19 protein-coding genes are annotated in these 16,153 nt (G+C 64.0%); 10 read left to right on the top strand and 9 right to left on the bottom strand.

The annotated features are described in order from the left end of the window. Nucleotides 1-304 precede the first annotated feature (304 nt). Nucleotides 305-844 carry a TIGR00645 family protein gene (locus tag FJ423_RS01085; protein ID WP_140838469.1) on the top strand — a complete coding sequence of 180 codons (540 nt, stop codon included), beginning with the start codon at nt 305-307 and terminating at the stop codon, nt 842-844. Here FJ423_RS01085 and FJ423_RS01090 read toward each other — a convergent pair. The 3 genes from FJ423_RS01090 to FJ423_RS01100 all read right to left on the bottom strand — a co-directional run bounded on the left by FJ423_RS01090 (nt 838) and on the right by FJ423_RS01100 (nt 3,338). Continuing rightward, the gene (locus tag FJ423_RS01090; protein ID WP_140838471.1) at nt 838-1,704 is read right to left on the bottom strand and encodes an NAD(P)-dependent oxidoreductase; all 867 of its coding nucleotides are present in this window, start codon (nt 1,702-1,704) and stop codon (nt 838-840) included. The genes FJ423_RS01085 and FJ423_RS01090 overlap by 7 nt on opposite strands. A gap of 105 nt (nt 1,705-1,809) precedes the next feature. Then, nucleotides 1,810-2,454 (bottom strand): helix-turn-helix transcriptional regulator, encoded by a 645-nt coding sequence (locus FJ423_RS01095; RefSeq protein ID WP_140838473.1) that lies wholly within the window; start codon nt 2,452-2,454, stop codon nt 1,810-1,812. A gap of 8 nt (nt 2,455-2,462) precedes the next feature. After that, nucleotides 2,463-3,338, bottom strand: a complete 876-nt coding sequence (locus FJ423_RS01100; RefSeq protein ID WP_140838475.1) for a S1C family serine protease — start codon at nt 3,336-3,338, stop codon at nt 2,463-2,465. Between the two features lie 160 nt (nt 3,339-3,498). On the opposite strand from FJ423_RS01100, the gene FJ423_RS01105 reads away from it, so the two are divergent. Then, nucleotides 3,499-4,446, top strand: coding sequence for a trypsin-like peptidase domain-containing protein (locus tag FJ423_RS01105; RefSeq protein WP_140838477.1), 948 nt, complete (start codon nt 3,499-3,501; stop codon nt 4,444-4,446). Nucleotides 4,447-4,461: 15 nt separating this feature from the next. On the opposite strand, the gene FJ423_RS01110 is transcribed toward FJ423_RS01105, so the two are convergent. Beyond that, a complete protein-coding gene (locus FJ423_RS01110) occupies nt 4,462-4,890 on the bottom strand; it encodes a VOC family protein (RefSeq protein ID WP_140838479.1) in 429 nt (142 codons plus the stop codon). Nucleotides 4,891-4,956: 66 nt separating this feature from the next. On the opposite strand from FJ423_RS01110, the gene FJ423_RS01115 reads away from it, so the two are divergent. Beyond that, nucleotides 4,957-5,583, top strand: coding sequence for a TetR/AcrR family transcriptional regulator (locus FJ423_RS01115; protein ID WP_140838481.1), 627 nt, complete (start codon nt 4,957-4,959; stop codon nt 5,581-5,583). On the opposite strand, the gene FJ423_RS01120 is transcribed toward FJ423_RS01115, so the two are convergent. Beyond that, complete coding sequence (locus FJ423_RS01120) at nt 5,525-6,472, bottom strand: LysR family transcriptional regulator (protein WP_140838483.1); 948 nt, start codon at nt 6,470-6,472, stop codon at nt 5,525-5,527. The genes FJ423_RS01115 and FJ423_RS01120 overlap by 59 nt on opposite strands. Nucleotides 6,473-6,585: 113 nt before the next feature. Between FJ423_RS01120 and FJ423_RS01125 the strand changes: the two genes are divergently transcribed. From FJ423_RS01125 to FJ423_RS01145, 5 genes are all read left to right on the top strand, one after another. Further along, nucleotides 6,586-7,224: an FMN-dependent NADH-azoreductase gene (locus tag FJ423_RS01125; protein WP_095766634.1), complete on the top strand. Its 639-nt coding sequence runs from the start codon at nt 6,586-6,588 to the stop codon at nt 7,222-7,224. Between the two features lie 107 nt (nt 7,225-7,331). Further along, a complete protein-coding gene (locus tag FJ423_RS33985; protein ID WP_246680055.1) occupies nt 7,332-7,538 on the top strand; it encodes a hypothetical protein in 207 nt (68 codons plus the stop codon). Nucleotides 7,539-7,672: 134 nt separating this feature from the next. After that, complete coding sequence (locus FJ423_RS01135; RefSeq protein ID WP_140838836.1) at nt 7,673-8,605, top strand: 3-keto-5-aminohexanoate cleavage protein; 933 nt, start codon at nt 7,673-7,675, stop codon at nt 8,603-8,605. 157 nt (nt 8,606-8,762) lie between these two features. Continuing rightward, nucleotides 8,763-10,145 carry a 3' terminal RNA ribose 2'-O-methyltransferase Hen1 gene (locus FJ423_RS01140; RefSeq protein WP_140838485.1) on the top strand — a complete coding sequence of 461 codons (1,383 nt, stop codon included), beginning with the start codon at nt 8,763-8,765 and terminating at the stop codon, nt 10,143-10,145. Further along, on the top strand, nt 10,142-12,715 hold the full coding sequence (locus FJ423_RS01145) for a polynucleotide kinase-phosphatase (protein ID WP_140838487.1): 2,574 nt from the start codon (nt 10,142-10,144) through the stop codon (nt 12,713-12,715). The genes FJ423_RS01140 and FJ423_RS01145 overlap by 4 nt, the downstream gene beginning before the upstream one ends. Nucleotides 12,716-12,721: 6 nt before the next feature. Here FJ423_RS01145 and FJ423_RS01150 read toward each other — a convergent pair whose 3' ends face one another. Next, nucleotides 12,722-13,012: an HlyU family transcriptional regulator gene (locus FJ423_RS01150; RefSeq protein WP_095766632.1), complete on the bottom strand. Its 291-nt coding sequence runs from the start codon at nt 13,010-13,012 to the stop codon at nt 12,722-12,724. 51 nt (nt 13,013-13,063) lie between these two features. Next, nucleotides 13,064-13,705, bottom strand: a complete 642-nt coding sequence (locus tag FJ423_RS01155; RefSeq protein ID WP_140838490.1) for a TetR/AcrR family transcriptional regulator — start codon at nt 13,703-13,705, stop codon at nt 13,064-13,066. Nucleotides 13,706-13,884: 179 nt separating this feature from the next. On the opposite strand from FJ423_RS01155, the gene FJ423_RS01160 reads away from it, so the two are divergent. After that, complete coding sequence (locus FJ423_RS01160; RefSeq protein ID WP_095766736.1) at nt 13,885-14,562, top strand: PspA/IM30 family protein; 678 nt, start codon at nt 13,885-13,887, stop codon at nt 14,560-14,562. Nucleotides 14,563-14,605: 43 nt separating this feature from the next. After that, nucleotides 14,606-14,866 (top strand): YiaA/YiaB family inner membrane protein, encoded by a 261-nt coding sequence (locus FJ423_RS01165; protein ID WP_095766630.1) that lies wholly within the window; start codon nt 14,606-14,608, stop codon nt 14,864-14,866. 79 nt (nt 14,867-14,945) lie between these two features. Here FJ423_RS01165 and FJ423_RS01170 read toward each other — a convergent pair whose 3' ends face one another. Both FJ423_RS01170 and FJ423_RS01175 read right to left on the bottom strand, forming a co-directional pair. Beyond that, on the bottom strand, nt 14,946-15,602 hold the full coding sequence (locus FJ423_RS01170) for a PadR family transcriptional regulator (protein ID WP_140838492.1): 657 nt from the start codon (nt 15,600-15,602) through the stop codon (nt 14,946-14,948). Nucleotides 15,603-15,737: 135 nt separating this feature from the next. After that, nucleotides 15,738-16,118 (bottom strand): DCC1-like thiol-disulfide oxidoreductase family protein, encoded by a 381-nt coding sequence (locus FJ423_RS01175; protein WP_181174689.1) that lies wholly within the window; start codon nt 16,116-16,118, stop codon nt 15,738-15,740. Between the last annotated feature and the right edge of the window lie 35 nt (nt 16,119-16,153).

Below are 16,153 nucleotides of genomic sequence, written 5' to 3' on the forward strand. Positions count from 1 at the left end.
GGCCTGCTCATTGAATCGCCGCATTGCGGCACCCAGATTCCAGACAGGGCGTTCCCTGCCCTGTCCCGACTCCAGCGGGACACGTTGAGCCCCGCCGGGCCCCCTCCCCGGCGGGGTTTTTTGCCTTGAAAACCTGTGTCACCTGGCCGAAATACGTCCAGAGCAATTCCAGGAACAGTGTGAGCGGTTAGGCTCGGCGCCTTCGCCGTAGCCTTCCGTCCGGACTTGCGTCAAAACAAAAGATAGAGCGGTTCGCCGTTTTCGTGAACGGTGAAACGTTCTATCGCAATTGACCGGAGCCTTCATGAAGCGTCTCGAACTCGCCATCGAATCCGTCATCCTGGCCTCGCGCTGGCTGCTGGTCGCCTTCTATCTCGGGCTCGGCGTGGCGCTGGCGATCTACGCGCTGTCCTTCGGCAAGAAGCTCTATGAGTTCGTCATGAGCGCCTTCACGCTCGGCGATACCGACACGATCCTGAAGATGCTTGGCCTGATCGACGCGGCGCTTGTCGCCTCGCTGGTGGTGATGGTTATCATCTCGGGCTACGAGAATTTCGTCAGCCGCTTCGACGAGCAGGATGGCGAGGTGCATTGGCTGGGAACGATCGATGTCGGCTCGCTGAAGGTCAAGGTCGCCTCGACCATCGTCGCCATCTCCTCCATCCACCTTTTGCAGGTGTTCCTGAATTCGGTGTCCTACACGACCGACCAGCTGATGTGGCTGACCATCATCCACCTCGCCTTCGTCGTCTCGGCGCTGATGCTGGCCTATATCGACCGCGTCATGGCGCTCGCCAAGGGCAAGAAGGCCGAGAGGATTGAGGCGGACCCGGTCCGTCAGTAGATCCTTTTTACCTTCGTCTGCGAGTTCGCGAACACCTCGTCGGGAACGAAGAAGTCGCCCGCCAGCTGATCGGCCGCGCCTGGCGCATAGATCGAAAAGTCCGTCACGCCTTCGGCGCGCAGCACCTCTTCGTCGATGTAGAAATTGCCAGTCGCGTCGCGCGACGGGCGCATGAAGATCGCATGCGCCGCGTCGGCCATGATGTCGGGCGAGCGGCTCATCGCGGCCACTGTTGCACCGCCCAGAAGATTGCGCACGGCCGCGGTATCGATGGTGGAGATCGGCCATAGCGAATTGACCGCGATTCCGTCCTTGGCGAATTCGGCGCTCATGCCCAGCGTGCACATCGACATGCCGAACTTGGCCATTGTGTAGGCGACATGGTTCTTGAACCATTTGGCCTTCATGTCGAGCGGCGGCGCCAGATTCAGGATGTGAGGATTCTTTGCCAACTTAAGGTGGGGAATGCATATTTTGGAGACGAGGAAGGTGCCGCGCGTATTGATCTGGTGCATCAGATCGTAGCGCTTCATGTCGGTCTCCAGCGTGCCGGTGAGCTGGATGGCGCTGGCATTGTTGACGCAGATATCGATGCCGCCGAACCGCTCGACGGTTCTTGCCACCGCATCGGCGACCTGGACCTCGTCCCGGATGTCGCAAAGCAGCGGCAGCGCCTTGCCGCCGGCCTGCTCGATCTCTTCGGCTGCCGTGTAGATGGTGCCCGGCAGCTTTGGATGCGGCTCGGCGGTCTTGGCCGCGATCGTCACATTGGCGCCGTCGCGCGCCGCGCGCAGCGCGATCGCCAACCCGATGCCGCGCGATCCGCCCGAGATGAACAGCGTCTTTCCGTTGAGCGACATTTTTTGCCTCCCTCTTCAATTGGGAAGGCAACTTGCGCGGGCGACACACTTGGCGCAAGAGCCGAAGGGGACGGGCCGAGATTACGCAACGTCGTGCGGACAGGGTCAGACCAATACCAGCCCCTGCCGCATCGCGATCGCGATGGCGTCGGTGCGGTTGGCGGCGCCGAGCTTGATCAGGATGGCGGCCACATGGAACTTCGCCGTGTGGACGGAAATGTTGAGCCGCCGGGCGATGACCTTGTTCGGCGCGCCTTCGGCCAGCAGAGCCAGCACCTCAGCCTCGCGCGGCGACAAAGCCGGGCGGGGCTGGTTGTCGTCAGGCGTCTCTTCCTCGGCAGGCTCGTCATCGTGGAAATCGCCATGCGCCTCCGACGGCGCCGCCCTGCCGACGCGATAGCCTGAGGCCGCCAACCGCGCTGCGGCGGCGATCAGCAGGCCATCTGCGGAGGCTGGCAGCACGGCCAGCACATTGTCTGCCACCTGCTCGCTGCCCACACGCCGCGAAAGCAGGACGATTGGGGTGGCCGAACTGACGACCCGGCCTTCCAGGCCGGCCTCATCGGCGATGGCGACATCCGCCATTTGGCCGACGCCGCTTCCAGCCAAGGCCGGTGCCAGATCGTCGCTCGCGGCCAGCGCATCGGCAAGTTGCTCGGCGCGCTGGGCATCAGCGAGCGCGACCAGCACCGTCAGCCGGTGAATTGCCGGCTCCGGTCTCGCGACTGCTTGTGCTGCGCTGTTTGCCATAGACCCTCTCAGCTCAGCGGCTTCTCGCCGATGGTGATCGAGACATCGCGCTCAGCGCCGCCGCTTGAAACACCGAGCGTAACGGTGGTGCCGGCGCTGTCCGGCCCGAGCTTGCGGATAAGCTCGCGCGGACCATGCACCGCCTCGCCGTTCCAGGCGACGATGATGTCGCCGACATGCAGGCCGGCGGCCTTGGCCGGGCCGTTATCGTCGAGGCTCATCACCATGGCGCCTTTCGTGTCGCCATTGCGGATCGGATGCAGCCCAGCGCCGAGATAGCCGCGCGCGACATGACCCTTCTCGCGCAGCGTCGCCACCGCGCGCTCGATCGTCTCATAGGGCATCACCAGCGCCCGCCGGCGCGGCCCGAACAAGAGCATGCCGATCACGCCGCCCTTGGCGTCGAGCACCGGCCCGCCCTCGAAGCGCCCGCCGGTGTTGATGGCAAGGTTGATGCGCCGGTCGATCGTGCCGCCGCGCATCGAGCGCCAGGCCGGCCCGACCTCGCCGACCGTGCCGAGCACCGCAAGCGCGGCGCCGTCGCTGTTGCCGACCGCAATCGCGATATGGCCGGGCCGCACAGCGCCGGCCTGAGCCAGTTGGGGCAACCCGGCAGCGCCGGAAGCAGGCTTCAACAGGGCAACGCCCGTCGAAGGATCGCGTCCGACGAGCTCGGCCTTGACGGTTTCGCCGGAAGCCAGCGTCAATTCGATCTCCTCGCCGGCTTCGACCGCTTCCTCGGCGGTGACAAAATAGCCGTCGCCCCAATGGAAGGCGCTCGCGGTGCGGTGATGGTGCGTGACGAAACTCGCCAGCGCGGGGGCGGCGGTGGCCGCGACATCGGCGATCGCGTCGGAAAAGGCACTGAGGTTGAAGTCGCTCATAAGACTGTCTCCTGGGTTCGGTGACCCAGATATCGCTCGGTAACACCGCCGCGGGTACTCGCCTGACGGCTAGTCGCCGGCCGGACTGGCCATCTGGTCAGGTCGCGGCAATTGCGGCTGCTCCGCACATATAGTCATCATTCTACGAGGGAACACGCTGATGGCTTTCGCAGCCGAAAAACTTCCATCCGACGACACCTTGCTCGACGCCTATTCGGCATCCGTTGCCGACGCCGTCGACCGCATTGGACCGGCCGTGTGCCGCATCGAGCGCATCGGCGCCGGCGGCCACGGTTCCGGCTTCGTCATCGCGCAGGACGGGCTGGTCGTCACCAACTTCCATGTCGTCGGCGACGCGCGCGCCGTGCGGGTGACCATGCCGCACGGTGCTTCGCGCGAAGGTCATGTGCTTGGCCGCGATCCCGACACCGACATAGCGCTCGTGCGCGCCGACGGCAGCTTCGCCGACATTGCGCCGCTCGGCGATTCCAAGCGCCTGCGCCGCGGCCAGATCGCAATTGCGATCGGCAATCCGCTCGGTTTCGAATGGACCGTCACCGCCGGCGTCGTCTCTGCGCTCGGCCGCTCGATGCGCGCCTCGACCGGCCGGCTGATCGACGACGTCATCCAGACCGATGCCGCGCTCAATCCCGGCAATTCGGGTGGACCGCAAGTGTCGTCGGCGGGCGAGGTGATCGGCGTCAACACTGCCATGATCCACGGCGCGCAAGGCATCGCCTTCGCGGTCGCATCCAATACCGCCAATTTCGTCATCTCGGAAATTATCCGCTTTGGCCGCGTGCGTCGCGCCTTCATCGGCGTTTCCGCCGACACGACCAACCTGCCGCGCCGTGCGGCACTTCTGTCGCAGGTGACCACGAACACGGCGGTGCGCCTGCGCAGCGTCGAGAAGAACGGTCCCGCCGCCAAGGCCGGCCTGAAGGAAGGCGACATCATCGCCGCTATCGACGGACGGCCGGTCACCGGCGTCGATGACCTCGTGCGCATGCTCGACGCCGAGCGCATCGGCCGCGAGACGCTCTGCACGGTCGTGCGCCGCACCGGCGTCAGCCAGGTGACGGTGACGCCGGTGGCGCGGACGAACTGAGTGCCGTCGGGCGGCCTAGCGCCCGGCTGCTGCGCCCTCGGCATATTGCGCCAGGAACTCCTCGCTTGGCGGGATCGGCTTGATGACGTCGATCAGCACGCCGTTGGGATCCCTGGTGATGAAATGGCGCTGGCCGAAGGGCTCGTCGCGCAAGTTGCGCAGGATCGGCAGGCCAGCGGCGACAATCCGCGCATAGACCGCGTCGGGATCGCGGACCTCGAAATTGATCAGCAGCCCCGACGTTCGCCCCCGCCCCTCTTGCGGGATCGTCTCATGGTCGCCCTGGACGATGCCAAGGTTGACGCGCCTGTCCTCACTGGAGCGCAGATGCACATACCAGTCGCTCTCGAAGAGCGGCTCGAAGCGGAAATGCTCGACATAAAAATCCGCAGTGCCTGCGACATCATCCGTCATCAGCACCGGATAATAGCTTGTCGTCTTCATCTTTCCTTCTCCTCTCATCCAACATACAGTCTGTATGTAAATGCAAATAACATACAGGCTGCATGTATGCAACAAGAGTCCGGACGCCGCTCCAATCGCGATCGCACCGAGGCGACGCGCGCCGATCTGATCCGCGCGGCGCGAAAGCTGTTTACGGAAAAGTCCTATGCCGAGACTGGCACGCCGGAGATCGTCGCCGAGGCCGGCGTGACGCGCGGCGCGCTCTACCATCACTTCGCCGACAAGCAGGCGCTGTTCGCGGCGGTGGTCGAGCAGGAAGCAGCGGCCGTTGCGGCCGAGATCGACCAAGCCTCCCCGCCGTCGCTATCCGCGCGCGACGCGCTGATCGCAGGCTCGGACGCCTATCTCGAGGCAATGCAGGCGCCCGGCCGCACGCGGCTTCTGCTGCTCGACGGGCCGGCCGTGCTCGGGCGCGCGGCCATGGACGAGATCGACAACCGCCACGGCAACCGCTCGCTGCGCGAAGGCCTGGTCGCGGCGATGCGCGCGCAAGCAATGACCAGATTGCCGGTCGAGGCGTTGACCGTCCTGCTGGCGGCCGCCTTCGATCGAGCCGCATTAGCCATCGAGGCCGGCGCGTCCAGCGAGGATTACCGCGCGGTGCTGATCGCGCTCATGGACGGCTTGTCTGCGGCTCCTCCTCCGTCCAAACGCCCGGCTCCGTCTCGGTGAAGCAGCCGAGTTGCCGCTTGAACTCGTCGATCAGCCAGGATGCCGCCGGCTTGGGGCTGCGGTCGTTGCGGTGCATGGCGTACATCGGCGAACGGACTTCGCGGTAAGGCTCGAGATCGAGCTCGACCAGCCGTCCGCTGGCTAGGTCGTCGGCGATCAGCCAGCGCGGCAGGCCGCCCCAGCCAAGCCCCTCGCGCATCAGCGCGTGCTTGGTGCGCAGGTCCGTAAGCCGCCAAGTGCGATAGGCAAACACGCCATAGTCGTGGCCGCGCGTCCGCTCCGACTGGTCGGTGACGACAAGCTGGATGTGCTCGCGCAGATCCTCGATCCCGACCGGCTTCGGCAGTTTCGCCAGCGGATGATCGGGTGCGGCAGCCGGCACCAGCGAGATGAAGCCGACGCGCAGCAGATTGACATCGGCATCGCCTTGCAGACCGCCGAAGCCGAGATCCGCCTGGCCGTTGACCACCTGGTCGACAATGAGGCCGAGCGAGCCGATATAAAGCCGCAGCATGACCGCCGGGAATTGCGCCTCGAAGGCTTTGAGCACGCGCACCAGCGCCGGTGAGGGCAGCGCCACGTCGACCGATATCGCCACTTCCGCTTCCAGCCCTTGCCGGTAGCCGTCGGCACGCGAACGGATGCGCTGCAGCACGCCGATCATGCGCCGCGCATCTTCCAGCATCGCCTTGCCGACGTCGGTCAGTTGCGGCTCGCGCACGCCTTCGCGTTCGAACAGTTTCAGTCCGAGCTGCGCTTCGAGATTGGCGATGCCATAGCTTACCACCGACTGCGCCCGGTTGAGCTTGCGCCCCGCGGCAGAGAAGCTGCCGGTGTCGGCCACCGCCACTAGAATTTGGAGCTGATCCAATGTTGGGTTCGGCTGCATGCTTCCCATCCATTTTGTTGATGGATTGTATGCATATTATACCCATTATCCTGATGAGGCAGCAATCCCATATTGGCGGGGAAGTTTCAATCCAACCCCAAGGGGACACCGCCATGTCTATTCTTCTCGTTACCTCCAGCCCGCGCGGCGCCGCTTCGCACTCGACCCGCGTCGCCACCGACCTTGCTCAGAAGCTCGCTGCCGCCGATCCGTCCAACACGCTCGTCGTGCGCGATCTCGTCGCCAACCCGCTGCCGCATATCGACCCTGACTACGCCACCGGCATCTACACGCCGGCCGAGGCCCGCACCGCGCGCCAGGCAGAGGTCGTCGGCGTCTCCGACGCCGTGCTCGACGAGCTTTTCGCCGCCGATACCGTCATCCTCGCCACCGGCTTCATCAACTTCAACATCTCCTCGACGTTGAAGTCTTGGGTCGACCACGTCGCCCGCTCGGGCAAGAGCTTTGCTTACGGCGAGAACGGCCCGAAGGGCCTCGTCAACGGCAAGAAGGTTTATATCGTGCTCGCTTCCGGCGGCATCTACTCCGAAGGCGCCGCGGTGCAGATGGACCATGCGGTTCCCTATCTGCGCAGCGTGCTCGGCTTCCTCGGCATGACCGATATCGAAGTGATCCGCGTTGAGGGTGTCGGCATGGGCGCCGACGCCGTCACCGCCGCGCTTGCCAAGGCCACTGCCAAGGTCGACGCGATCGCCGCCGCCACGGCTGACCAGGTCGCCGCCGCGGCCTGACCGCCGATGCCGGAATAAAAAGAGGCAGGCGCCCGCCAGCGCCTGCCTCTCTTTGCATTTTCGCCTCGGTACAGCGGCGGCAGCACCACGACAGGGTGGCGGTCCTCGTGCAGGATCAATCCAAGGCACCGAGCGCGACCCCGATATCCTCCTCTGCCGACAGCGATCCGCCCGCCGCCAGCGCAAACAGCTGGAACGACTTTTTCTTCCCCCTGGTCCTGACCACCTCCAACAATTTGAAGACACTGCCGCAAGGGCTGACTGTGTTCGTCGGCGAATTCACCACCGATTGGGGGTGCTGTTCACCGGGCTGACACTGGCGGCACTGCCGATTACCTTGCTCGATATCGTGCTGTCGAAGCAGTTCATTTCCGGCATCAAAGCAAGGCGCGGTCAAATAGGCGCGGTCAAACAGGCGCAGTCCAACAACGAAGTCAGGGCATCAAAAGTGGCGAACCAGAACAAGATCATCATCACCTGCGCGGTCACAGGCTCGATCCACACGCCGTCAATGTCGCCGCATCTGCCGGTGACGGCTGAGGAAATCGCCACTGCCGCCATCGAAGCGGCCGAAGCGGGTGCCGCCATCGTCCATCTTCACGCCCGCAACCCGGTCGACGGGCGCCCCGACCAGTCGACCGAGGCGTTCGCCCCGTTCCTGCAGGTCATCAAGCAGCGCTCCAACTGCGTGGTCAACATCACCACCGGGGGTACGGCGACGATGAGCGTGGAGGAGCGCGTCAGGCCGGCCAAGATGTTCGCGCCCGAAGTCGCGTCGCTCAACATGGGCTCGATGAATTTCGCGCTGTTCCCGATGCTGGAGCGCTTCAAGACATTCGAGCATGACTGGGAGCGGCCCTATCTGGAATCCTCGCGCGACCGCATCTTCCGCAACACCTTTGGCGACATCGAGCACATCTTGCGCACCTGCGCCGACAACGGGACGCGCTTCGAAATCGAATGCTACGACATCGGCCATCTCTACACGCTGGCGCATTTCGTCGAGCGCGGCCTGGTCAAGGCGCCGTTCTTCGTCCAGAGCGTGTTCGGCATCCTGGGCGGCATCGGCACGCACCCGGAAGACGTTGCCCATATGAAGCGCACCGCCGACCGCCTGTTCGGCAACGACTATCACTGGTCGGTGCTGGGCGCCGGCCGCCACCAACTACCGATCGCCACGCAGGCGATTGCGTTGGGCGGCAATGTGCGGGTCGGCCTGGAGGACTCCCTATGGATCGGCAAGGGCAAGCTCGCCCGCTCCAGCGCCGAACAGGTGACCAAGGTGCGCCAGATCATCGAAGGCCTCGGCGCCTCGATCGCCACACCCGACGAAGCGCGGCAGATCCTCCAGCTCAAGGGCGGCGACAAGGTCTCGTTCTGACCGCTGATCCAAATTCCATAGTTTCGCCGCCTGGCTTTTTGTTTGGAAATACTGCCGCTCACAGGTACCAACCGGTTTCTTTGCACTTCCCGGAAGAAAGTGGAAATAACTTGGTGGCACAATTGGTTATTCCATAGGGCTGCGTTATCGCTCGCCAATGTTCCTTTCAATCGCCACCACCCATCATCCGGCTACCGATCTCGGCTTCCTGCTGCACAAGCACCCCGAGCGTCTGCATGAGACCGACCTCTCTTTCGGCAAGGCATGGCTGTTCTATCCCGAGGCCAGCGAGGCGCGCTGCGAGGCAGCACTTCTGCTCGACGTCGACCCCGTTGGATTGGTGAGGGGCAAGGGTCGGGCGGGCGGATTGCTGGATCAATATGTGAACGACAGGCCTTACGCGGCGTCTTCCTTTCTGTCCGTGGCGCTCAACAAGATGTTCCGGACGGCAATGAGCGGCATCTCCAAGGAACGCCCGCAACTCGCCGAAAGCGACCTGCCGCTGGAAGCTGTCGTGGCGCCCTTGCCGATGCGCGGCGGCGAGGCGATAGTGCGGCAGCTGTTCGAACCGCTGGGCTGGACCGTCGAGCTGACCCCAATCGAAGCCATCGGTGCCAGTTCGGGAAGGCTCCGTTACGGCAACCTGAAATTGTCCGGCCTCGGCCGGCTGAGCAATCTGCTCAACCACCTCTACGTCCTAATCCCAGTGATGGACGACGCCAAACATTACTGGGTTGGCGACGACGAGGTCGACAAGCTGCTGTCCAAGGGCGCGGGATGGCTGGAGCACCACCCCGCCAAGGAGCTGGTCGCGCGGCGCTATTTGCGCAACCGATCGGTTTTGGCCCGCGCGGCCCTGGCGCGACTGGTGCCTGAAACCGCGGCTCCGGAGACGCCAGTCGAAACCTGCAGCTCGCCCGAGGAAACGCTCGAGGCGCCCGTCCGGCTGCACGACCGGCGCCTGGATGCGGTCGTCGAAGCCATCCGCGCGAGTGGCGGGAAAGTTGTCGCGGATCTGGGCTGCGGTGAAGGTAAGCTGCTCGACCGACTGATACGCGAGCGATGGGTCCAAAAACTGTTCGGCTTGGACCCCGCGGTCCGCGAGCTCGAATGGGCGGCAAGGCGGCTGAGACTGAATGAAGCGGGCGGCCCGCCGGAAGGGCGCGTCACGCTGCTGCATGGTTCGTTGACTTACCGGGACAGTCGTTGGGCCGAAGCAGACGTCGCTGTCTTGGTCGAGGTCGTCGAACATCTCGACCAAGACAGGCTGCCTTTAGTCGAGCGGATTGTCTTTGGCGAAACCGCTCCAAAGACCGTTATCGTGACCACGCCCAATGCGGATTACAACGCGCTTTTCAGCAGTCTGCCCTCGGGCACTTTCCGTCATCCGGATCATCGCTTCGAGTGGAGCCGCACCGAGTTCAAAACCTGGACAGCTAGAATAGGCGAAACATACGGCTACGCCGCTGAAATCAGTGGCATAGGGGTTGAGGATGCCAAGCTGGGCGCGCCTACACAGATGGCGGTGTTCACGCGATGAGAGAAGTCGACAACACCAATCTGGAAATTCCGGATTTCGCACTGGTCGTGCTGATCGGCTCGACCGGGTCCGGGAAGTCGACTTTCGCCGCCAGGCATTTCCTGCCGACCGAGATCATCTCGTCTGACCGATGCCGTGGACTCGTCTCCGATGACGAAACCAATCAGGATGTTTCGGCCGACGCCTTCGAGCTGATGCGCGACATCATCGGCAAACGGCTAAAGCATCGCAAGCTGGCTGTGGTGGACGCTACCAATGTGAGGCCCGCGGATCGCAAGGCATGGATCGAACTGGCCCGCAAATGGCACGCCTTGCCGGTCGCCATCGTCCTCGACCCCGGTGTCGACATCTGCGTTGCGCGCAACGCGGCGCGCCCGGATCGCCCTTTCGGTGCGGGCGTCCCCCAACGCATGACCAGCGAAATCCGCAAGGGCCTTGGCGGCCTGCAGCGGGAGGGCTTTCGCCAGGTCTGGAAGCTCACCAGCGATGCCAGCATCGAGGCCGCCAAAATCTCGCGCCAACCGCTTTGGACCGACAAGCGTCACGATACCGGCCCCTTCGACATCATCGGCGACGTTCATGGTTGTGCCGATGAGTTGCAAGCCTTGCTTGGTCAACTCGGGTATGAGGTCGTCTGGTCGCAGGATCGCGGCGAGCGAACCGTGGCCGTCACTCCCCCAAATGGCCGCAAGCTTGTTTTTGTTGGCGATCTCGTCGACCGCGGTCCCAACACGCCCGATGTGCTGCGTATCGCCATGAGCATGGTGGCGGCCGGAACCGCTTACTGCGTTCAAGGCAATCACGAACGCAAGCTCAGCCGCTGGCTGGAGGGCCGCAAGGTCACGATCGCCCACGGCCTTCAACAGACCATCGACCAGTTGGACACGCAGGATCGCGGGCTGCGCGAAGCGCTGCCGGCCTTTCTCGACGACCTGCGCAGCCATGTCTGGCTGGACGGCGGACGCCTGGCCGTTGCCCATGCCGGGCTCAAGGAAGAGATGATCGGGCGAGGCTCGGGCGTCGTGCGCGAATTCGCACTCTATGGGGAGACGACCGGCGAGATCGACGAATCCGGCCTGCCGGTGCGCGCCGACTGGGCCACGGCTTATCGGGGCAAGACTGCCGTTGTCTACGGTCACACGCCGATGCGGTCGGCTCAATGGGTGAACAACACCCTGTGCATCGATACAGGCTGTGTGTTCGGCGGCAAGTTGACGGCCCTGCGCTGGCCGGAACGCGAGCTGGTTGAGGTGCCGGCAATCCGAACATGGTCGGAGCCCGCACGCCCGCTTGGCGCATCAAATATGGAAAAATCGGCACAGGCCGATGCCGATGGCGTGCTCGATATCCAAGATGTTTCCGGCCGCCGCTGGATCGAGACCGAGCTGAAAGGCCGGATCGTCGTGGCTGAGGAAAATGCCGCGGCCGCCCTGGAGGCCATGAGCCGTTTCGCCATAGCGCCCCAGTGGCTGGTGTACCTACCGCCGACGATGTCGCCGTCCGAGACAAGCGGTCACGCCGACTGGCTCGAACGCCCGGAAGAGGCTTTTTCCTATTTTCGCGAGCGCGGCGTAGCCGAGGTCGTGTGCGAGCAAAAGCACATGGGTTCGCGGGCGATCGTCGCACTGTGCCGGACCGCGCAGGCGGCGCGCAGCCGCTTCGGCATTTCAGGCGATGAAACCGGCGCGATATGGACCCGGACAGGGCGTTCCTTCTTCGGTGACGACACCATGACGGAGGGGCTGCTCGCCCGGCTTAGCGCAAGCGTCGATGCCGCTGGCCTCTGGGAGGAACTGAAAACCGACTGGCTGCTGCTCGACGCCGAAATCATGCCCTGGTCGGCCAAGGCAAGCGGCCTCGTCGAAAGTCAGTACGAACCGGTGGCGACGTCGTCCGCAGCTGGCCTGCGGCTCGGCCGCGATGCCTTGGAGAGAGCGAAGGCGCGAGGCGTCGACGTGGTGGATCTGAACGCACGGTTCGCCGATCGGGACGTGCGCGCCGGCAAATACGCCAGCGCCTGGTCGCCCTATGTCTGGCCGGTTTCGAGTGTCGATGATCTCAGGGTGGCGCCTTTTCATCTGCTGGCCAGCGAGGGCCGCGTCTGGTTCGACCATGACCACATCTGGCATATGTCGCTGGCCGATCGCCTCGCCACGGAAGGCGTCGTGGTGCACACCAGATGGCGCAGCGTCGATCTGGCCGATGCCGGCGCCTGCACGGAGGCCGTCGCCTGGTGGGAGATGCTGATCGCTTCAGGCGGCGAAGGCATGGTGGTCAAGCCGCGTGACTTCGTCAGCCGCGGCAAGAAGGGCCTTATCCAGCCAGCGCTCAAGGTGCGCGGCCGCGAATATCTGCGCATGATCTACGGTCCCGAATATGACGCCCCGGATAACCTTGTCCGGCTGCGGGAACGGCATCTGGGCGGCAAACGGAACCTGGCGCTCAGCGAGTTCGCGCTCGGTCACGAGGCGTTGAAGCGGTTTGTCGCGAGACAGCCGCTGCGGCGAGTCCACGAATGTGTCTTCGCTGTATTGGCGCTCGAGAGCGAGCCGATCGATCCTAGACTTTGATGATCGTCAGCCGAACATCCGCTCGCCCTGCTCGTCGACGAGCTGGATGCCCTTCTTGATCGAGATGTCGACGGCGTCGTCCAGCCCGGCGAAACGGTCGGCGCGGATGAAGCGGTGCTCTTTCATCACACCGTCCACTTCCTTCGAGACGACGCCGCAGGTCTGGTATTGGCCCTCGGCCTTGTAGGGCGTGGCGCTGATCAGGAACCCCTTGTGCTCGACCTGCTTTGCCGGCTTGGCGGTGCCGGCCTCCGTTGCCTCACCGCCGCCGCCGAAAAGCTTCTTCAGAAAAGACATTTTTTCAAAACTCCTATTCACGCGGGCACCAAGGATTCGCGGCGCCCCTGGTTACGCAGGCTTTGCGTCAGCATGCGCGAATGCGCCGCCGTGTTCCAGCCCCTTGACGAAAACGCCGACCAGAAGCTCGATCTGATGCCAGATCTCTTCGGCCTGCCTGCTGTCCGAATTCGCCACATAGCCGCTGGTCACAATGCCATGCACGCTTGACCACAAGGTCCGGGCCGCAAGCGCGCGGCGGTCGTCGTCGAGGCCGAAATCGCCTGCCTTGAGCACGCCGGCGACGATGTCGAAGAGTGCGTCGAGCAGCGCGTCATAGGCATCGGGGCCCGGCCGCGTCGCGCGGCGGCGGTTGAAGGCAAGCACCGCCGGCCAACTGCCGGGATGGGCCTCGACGAAGCGCACATAGGCCGCCGCCATCGCCAGGATGCGGTGCTGGACATCGGTCACCCCTTGCCTTTCGAGATCGGCCATGGCCGCCAGGCCCGTCGCGCCGAGTCGGTCGAGCAGCCGCATGTTGACGGCGCGGTGCACCTCGTCGAGATCGGCAAAGAGGTTATAGACGGATCCGACGGAGATGCCGGCCTGCTCGGCAATGGTGCGCGCTTTCAGGTTGTCGGCGCCGCCCTCGTTGAGCAGCGCCTCGGCAATGGCGAGCACCTTCTCACTCATTTCTTCCTTGTCCAGCGCCATGCTTCTTTCTTGTCCTTATGTCCGAAGTCGGCAAGCCCGGCCCGGGATTCATTCCGTTGCTTGCATTTACCATGTCCGGCGCTTCATGAACAGCGTTCAAAATAACTCTTGAACAATGTTCATTTCCTGTTATGTTGAGCTTGTGAACAACGTTCACGAAAAACAGGGAGAAGAAGACCATGCTTAGCCTGATCAAGACATTGCTGGACGGCGCCAGCGCGCGGGCCGAGGACAATCTGAAGGATCGTTTTGCGATCGACCTTCTGGCCCAGCGCATCCGCGACGCAGAGGCGGGCCTAGCCGCCGCCAAGCAGACGCTCGCCTCGCTGATCGTGCGCCAGCGCGCCGAGCAGACCAGCCTCGACCAGCTCGACCGCCGCATCGCCGATCTGGAAACCCGCACGCTCAGCGCGCTTTCCGCCAACAACCAGGCGCTTGCCGAAGGCGGCGCCTCCGCAATCGCCGAACTCGAGAACGAGCGCGAGGTTCGTCGCGCCACGGTCAAGAGCCTGGGCGAGAAGACCTTGCGGATGCGTCTGTCCGTGGAACAGGCGCATCGCCGCATCATCGATCTCAACCAAGGCATGATCTCAGCCCGGGCGATCGATGCCGAACGCAAGGCGCAGTCGCGCCTCAACCGCTCGATCGGCCGCACCGCAAGCATCAACGAAGCGGAGGAATTGCTGGCCCGCATCAAGGACAGCTCCGACCCGTTCGAGGAAGCCAGCATCCTCGACGAGATCGACGGCGAGCTGCGCCACGAGGCGATCCGCGAACGTCTCGCCGAAGCAGGCCATGGACCGGCCACCAAGGTGCGCGCCCAGGATGTTCTGGCACGCCTCAAATCCCTGAACTGAACCCGCAATTTCCCGTGACGGATCAAATCCAAGGAATACGACGATGAACGGCAATCAGACCTATATCCTCTTCAACACCATATCGGTGGGCGCTGCCTATTTCATGCTCGGCCTGTCGCTGTGGCTTGCTCCCGTCGACCTCTCGACCAAAGGTTACTGGGCGATGGGCGTGCTGCTGCTCACCGGCAGCCTGGTGAACCTGGTCAAATACCGCACCGACGAGCGGATTGCGGCCGAGACCACTGCCAAGATCGAGAAGGCGCGCAACGAGAAGCTGATCAGCGAATATGTCGGCAAGGAATAATCCCCTGCCCTTGCCGATCGCTGACTGAATACAAAAGTCCGGAGCGATCCGGGCTTTTGGGCTTCCCTATGAGAATGTCTTAGCGGCGAGCCAAGGCTTCGATCGCCTCGGCGGCGTCTTCCAGGATGCTGATCGCCTCGGCCTGCTTGTCCTCCGGCGCGTCGGCGATGTCGCCGAGCGCGGCGCGCAGCCGGTGTCGCAACGAGCGGAACCGGTCACGCGTTTCGGAGCGGCCGCGGCGCCCCTCGTCCTTGTCGTCGCCCCAGCCGAACCATTCGCGCGCCGCGGCCATCTTGCGGCCGAAACGCTCGAGATGGTCGAGCACGCTGTCGATCATCTCGCGGTTCTCGTCCAGATGCGCCTTGCCGGCCTCGGTGATCGAAAACACCTTCTTGTTGCCTTCGCTCGAGGATACCGCGTAGCCCGCCTCCTCCAGGAAGGTCAGCGTCGGATAAACCACGCCCGGGCTCGGGCTGTAGATGCCGCTGGTGCGCTCTTCCAGAGCTTTGATGATGTCGTAGCCGTGGCGCGGCGCGTCGGCCAGCAGCGACAGCGTGATCAGCTTGAGATCGCCGTCGGCCAGCATGCGCCCGGCGCGGAACATGTCGCCCGGGCCGCCGCGTCCACCGCCCCTGCCGCCATGGCCGAACGGGCCGAAACCGCCGCCCCCTCTGCCACCAAATTTGCCGGCCATATGCATGAACATGCGCTCGCCAAAGTGGTTGTGTCTGTGCATGGATTGCTCCTTGAGCTATATCTTACGATACATCGTAAGTAAGGCGCGGCGCTTGTTGAGTCAAGATATATCTTAAGATGTATCTTACGCCGTTCCAAGATCGCATATGCGTCCTCATACGGCTCGGCCAGACCGCTACCAACGGCCCTTTCGTCGGTTCCAGCCGTAGAGCACGTCCGCAAAACGGTCATAGGCAAAGCGCGTCAACGGCAGCGCGATGGGGTTGCCGAACAAGCTCGCCAGCCATCCCTCGCCCGGCGTGATCCGCCAGACGGCAATCGCCACGTCGGCGCCGACCAGCAGCCGCCCGCTTGCGTCGGTCGCATGTAGTCGCCGGCGGATATCCTCCAGCGAGGCGCCGAAGGCGGAGAGCGCCTCAGGTTCGAAATTGATGTCGCGGAATTCGACCCGGCCCGCCTTGACCGCCTCGACCAGCCGCCGCTTCTGCCGGTTGATGCCGGCGTCGCACACCGGACAGCATGTGTTGTACCAGACTGTCAGCAACGGCTCGGGCATGGCGCGACTATCGGGAATGCGGCGCGGCTTCGCAA

It is taken from the genome of Mesorhizobium sp. B2-8-9 (genome assembly GCF_006439475.1).
Classification (GTDB): domain Bacteria; phylum Pseudomonadota; class Alphaproteobacteria; order Rhizobiales; family Rhizobiaceae; genus Mesorhizobium.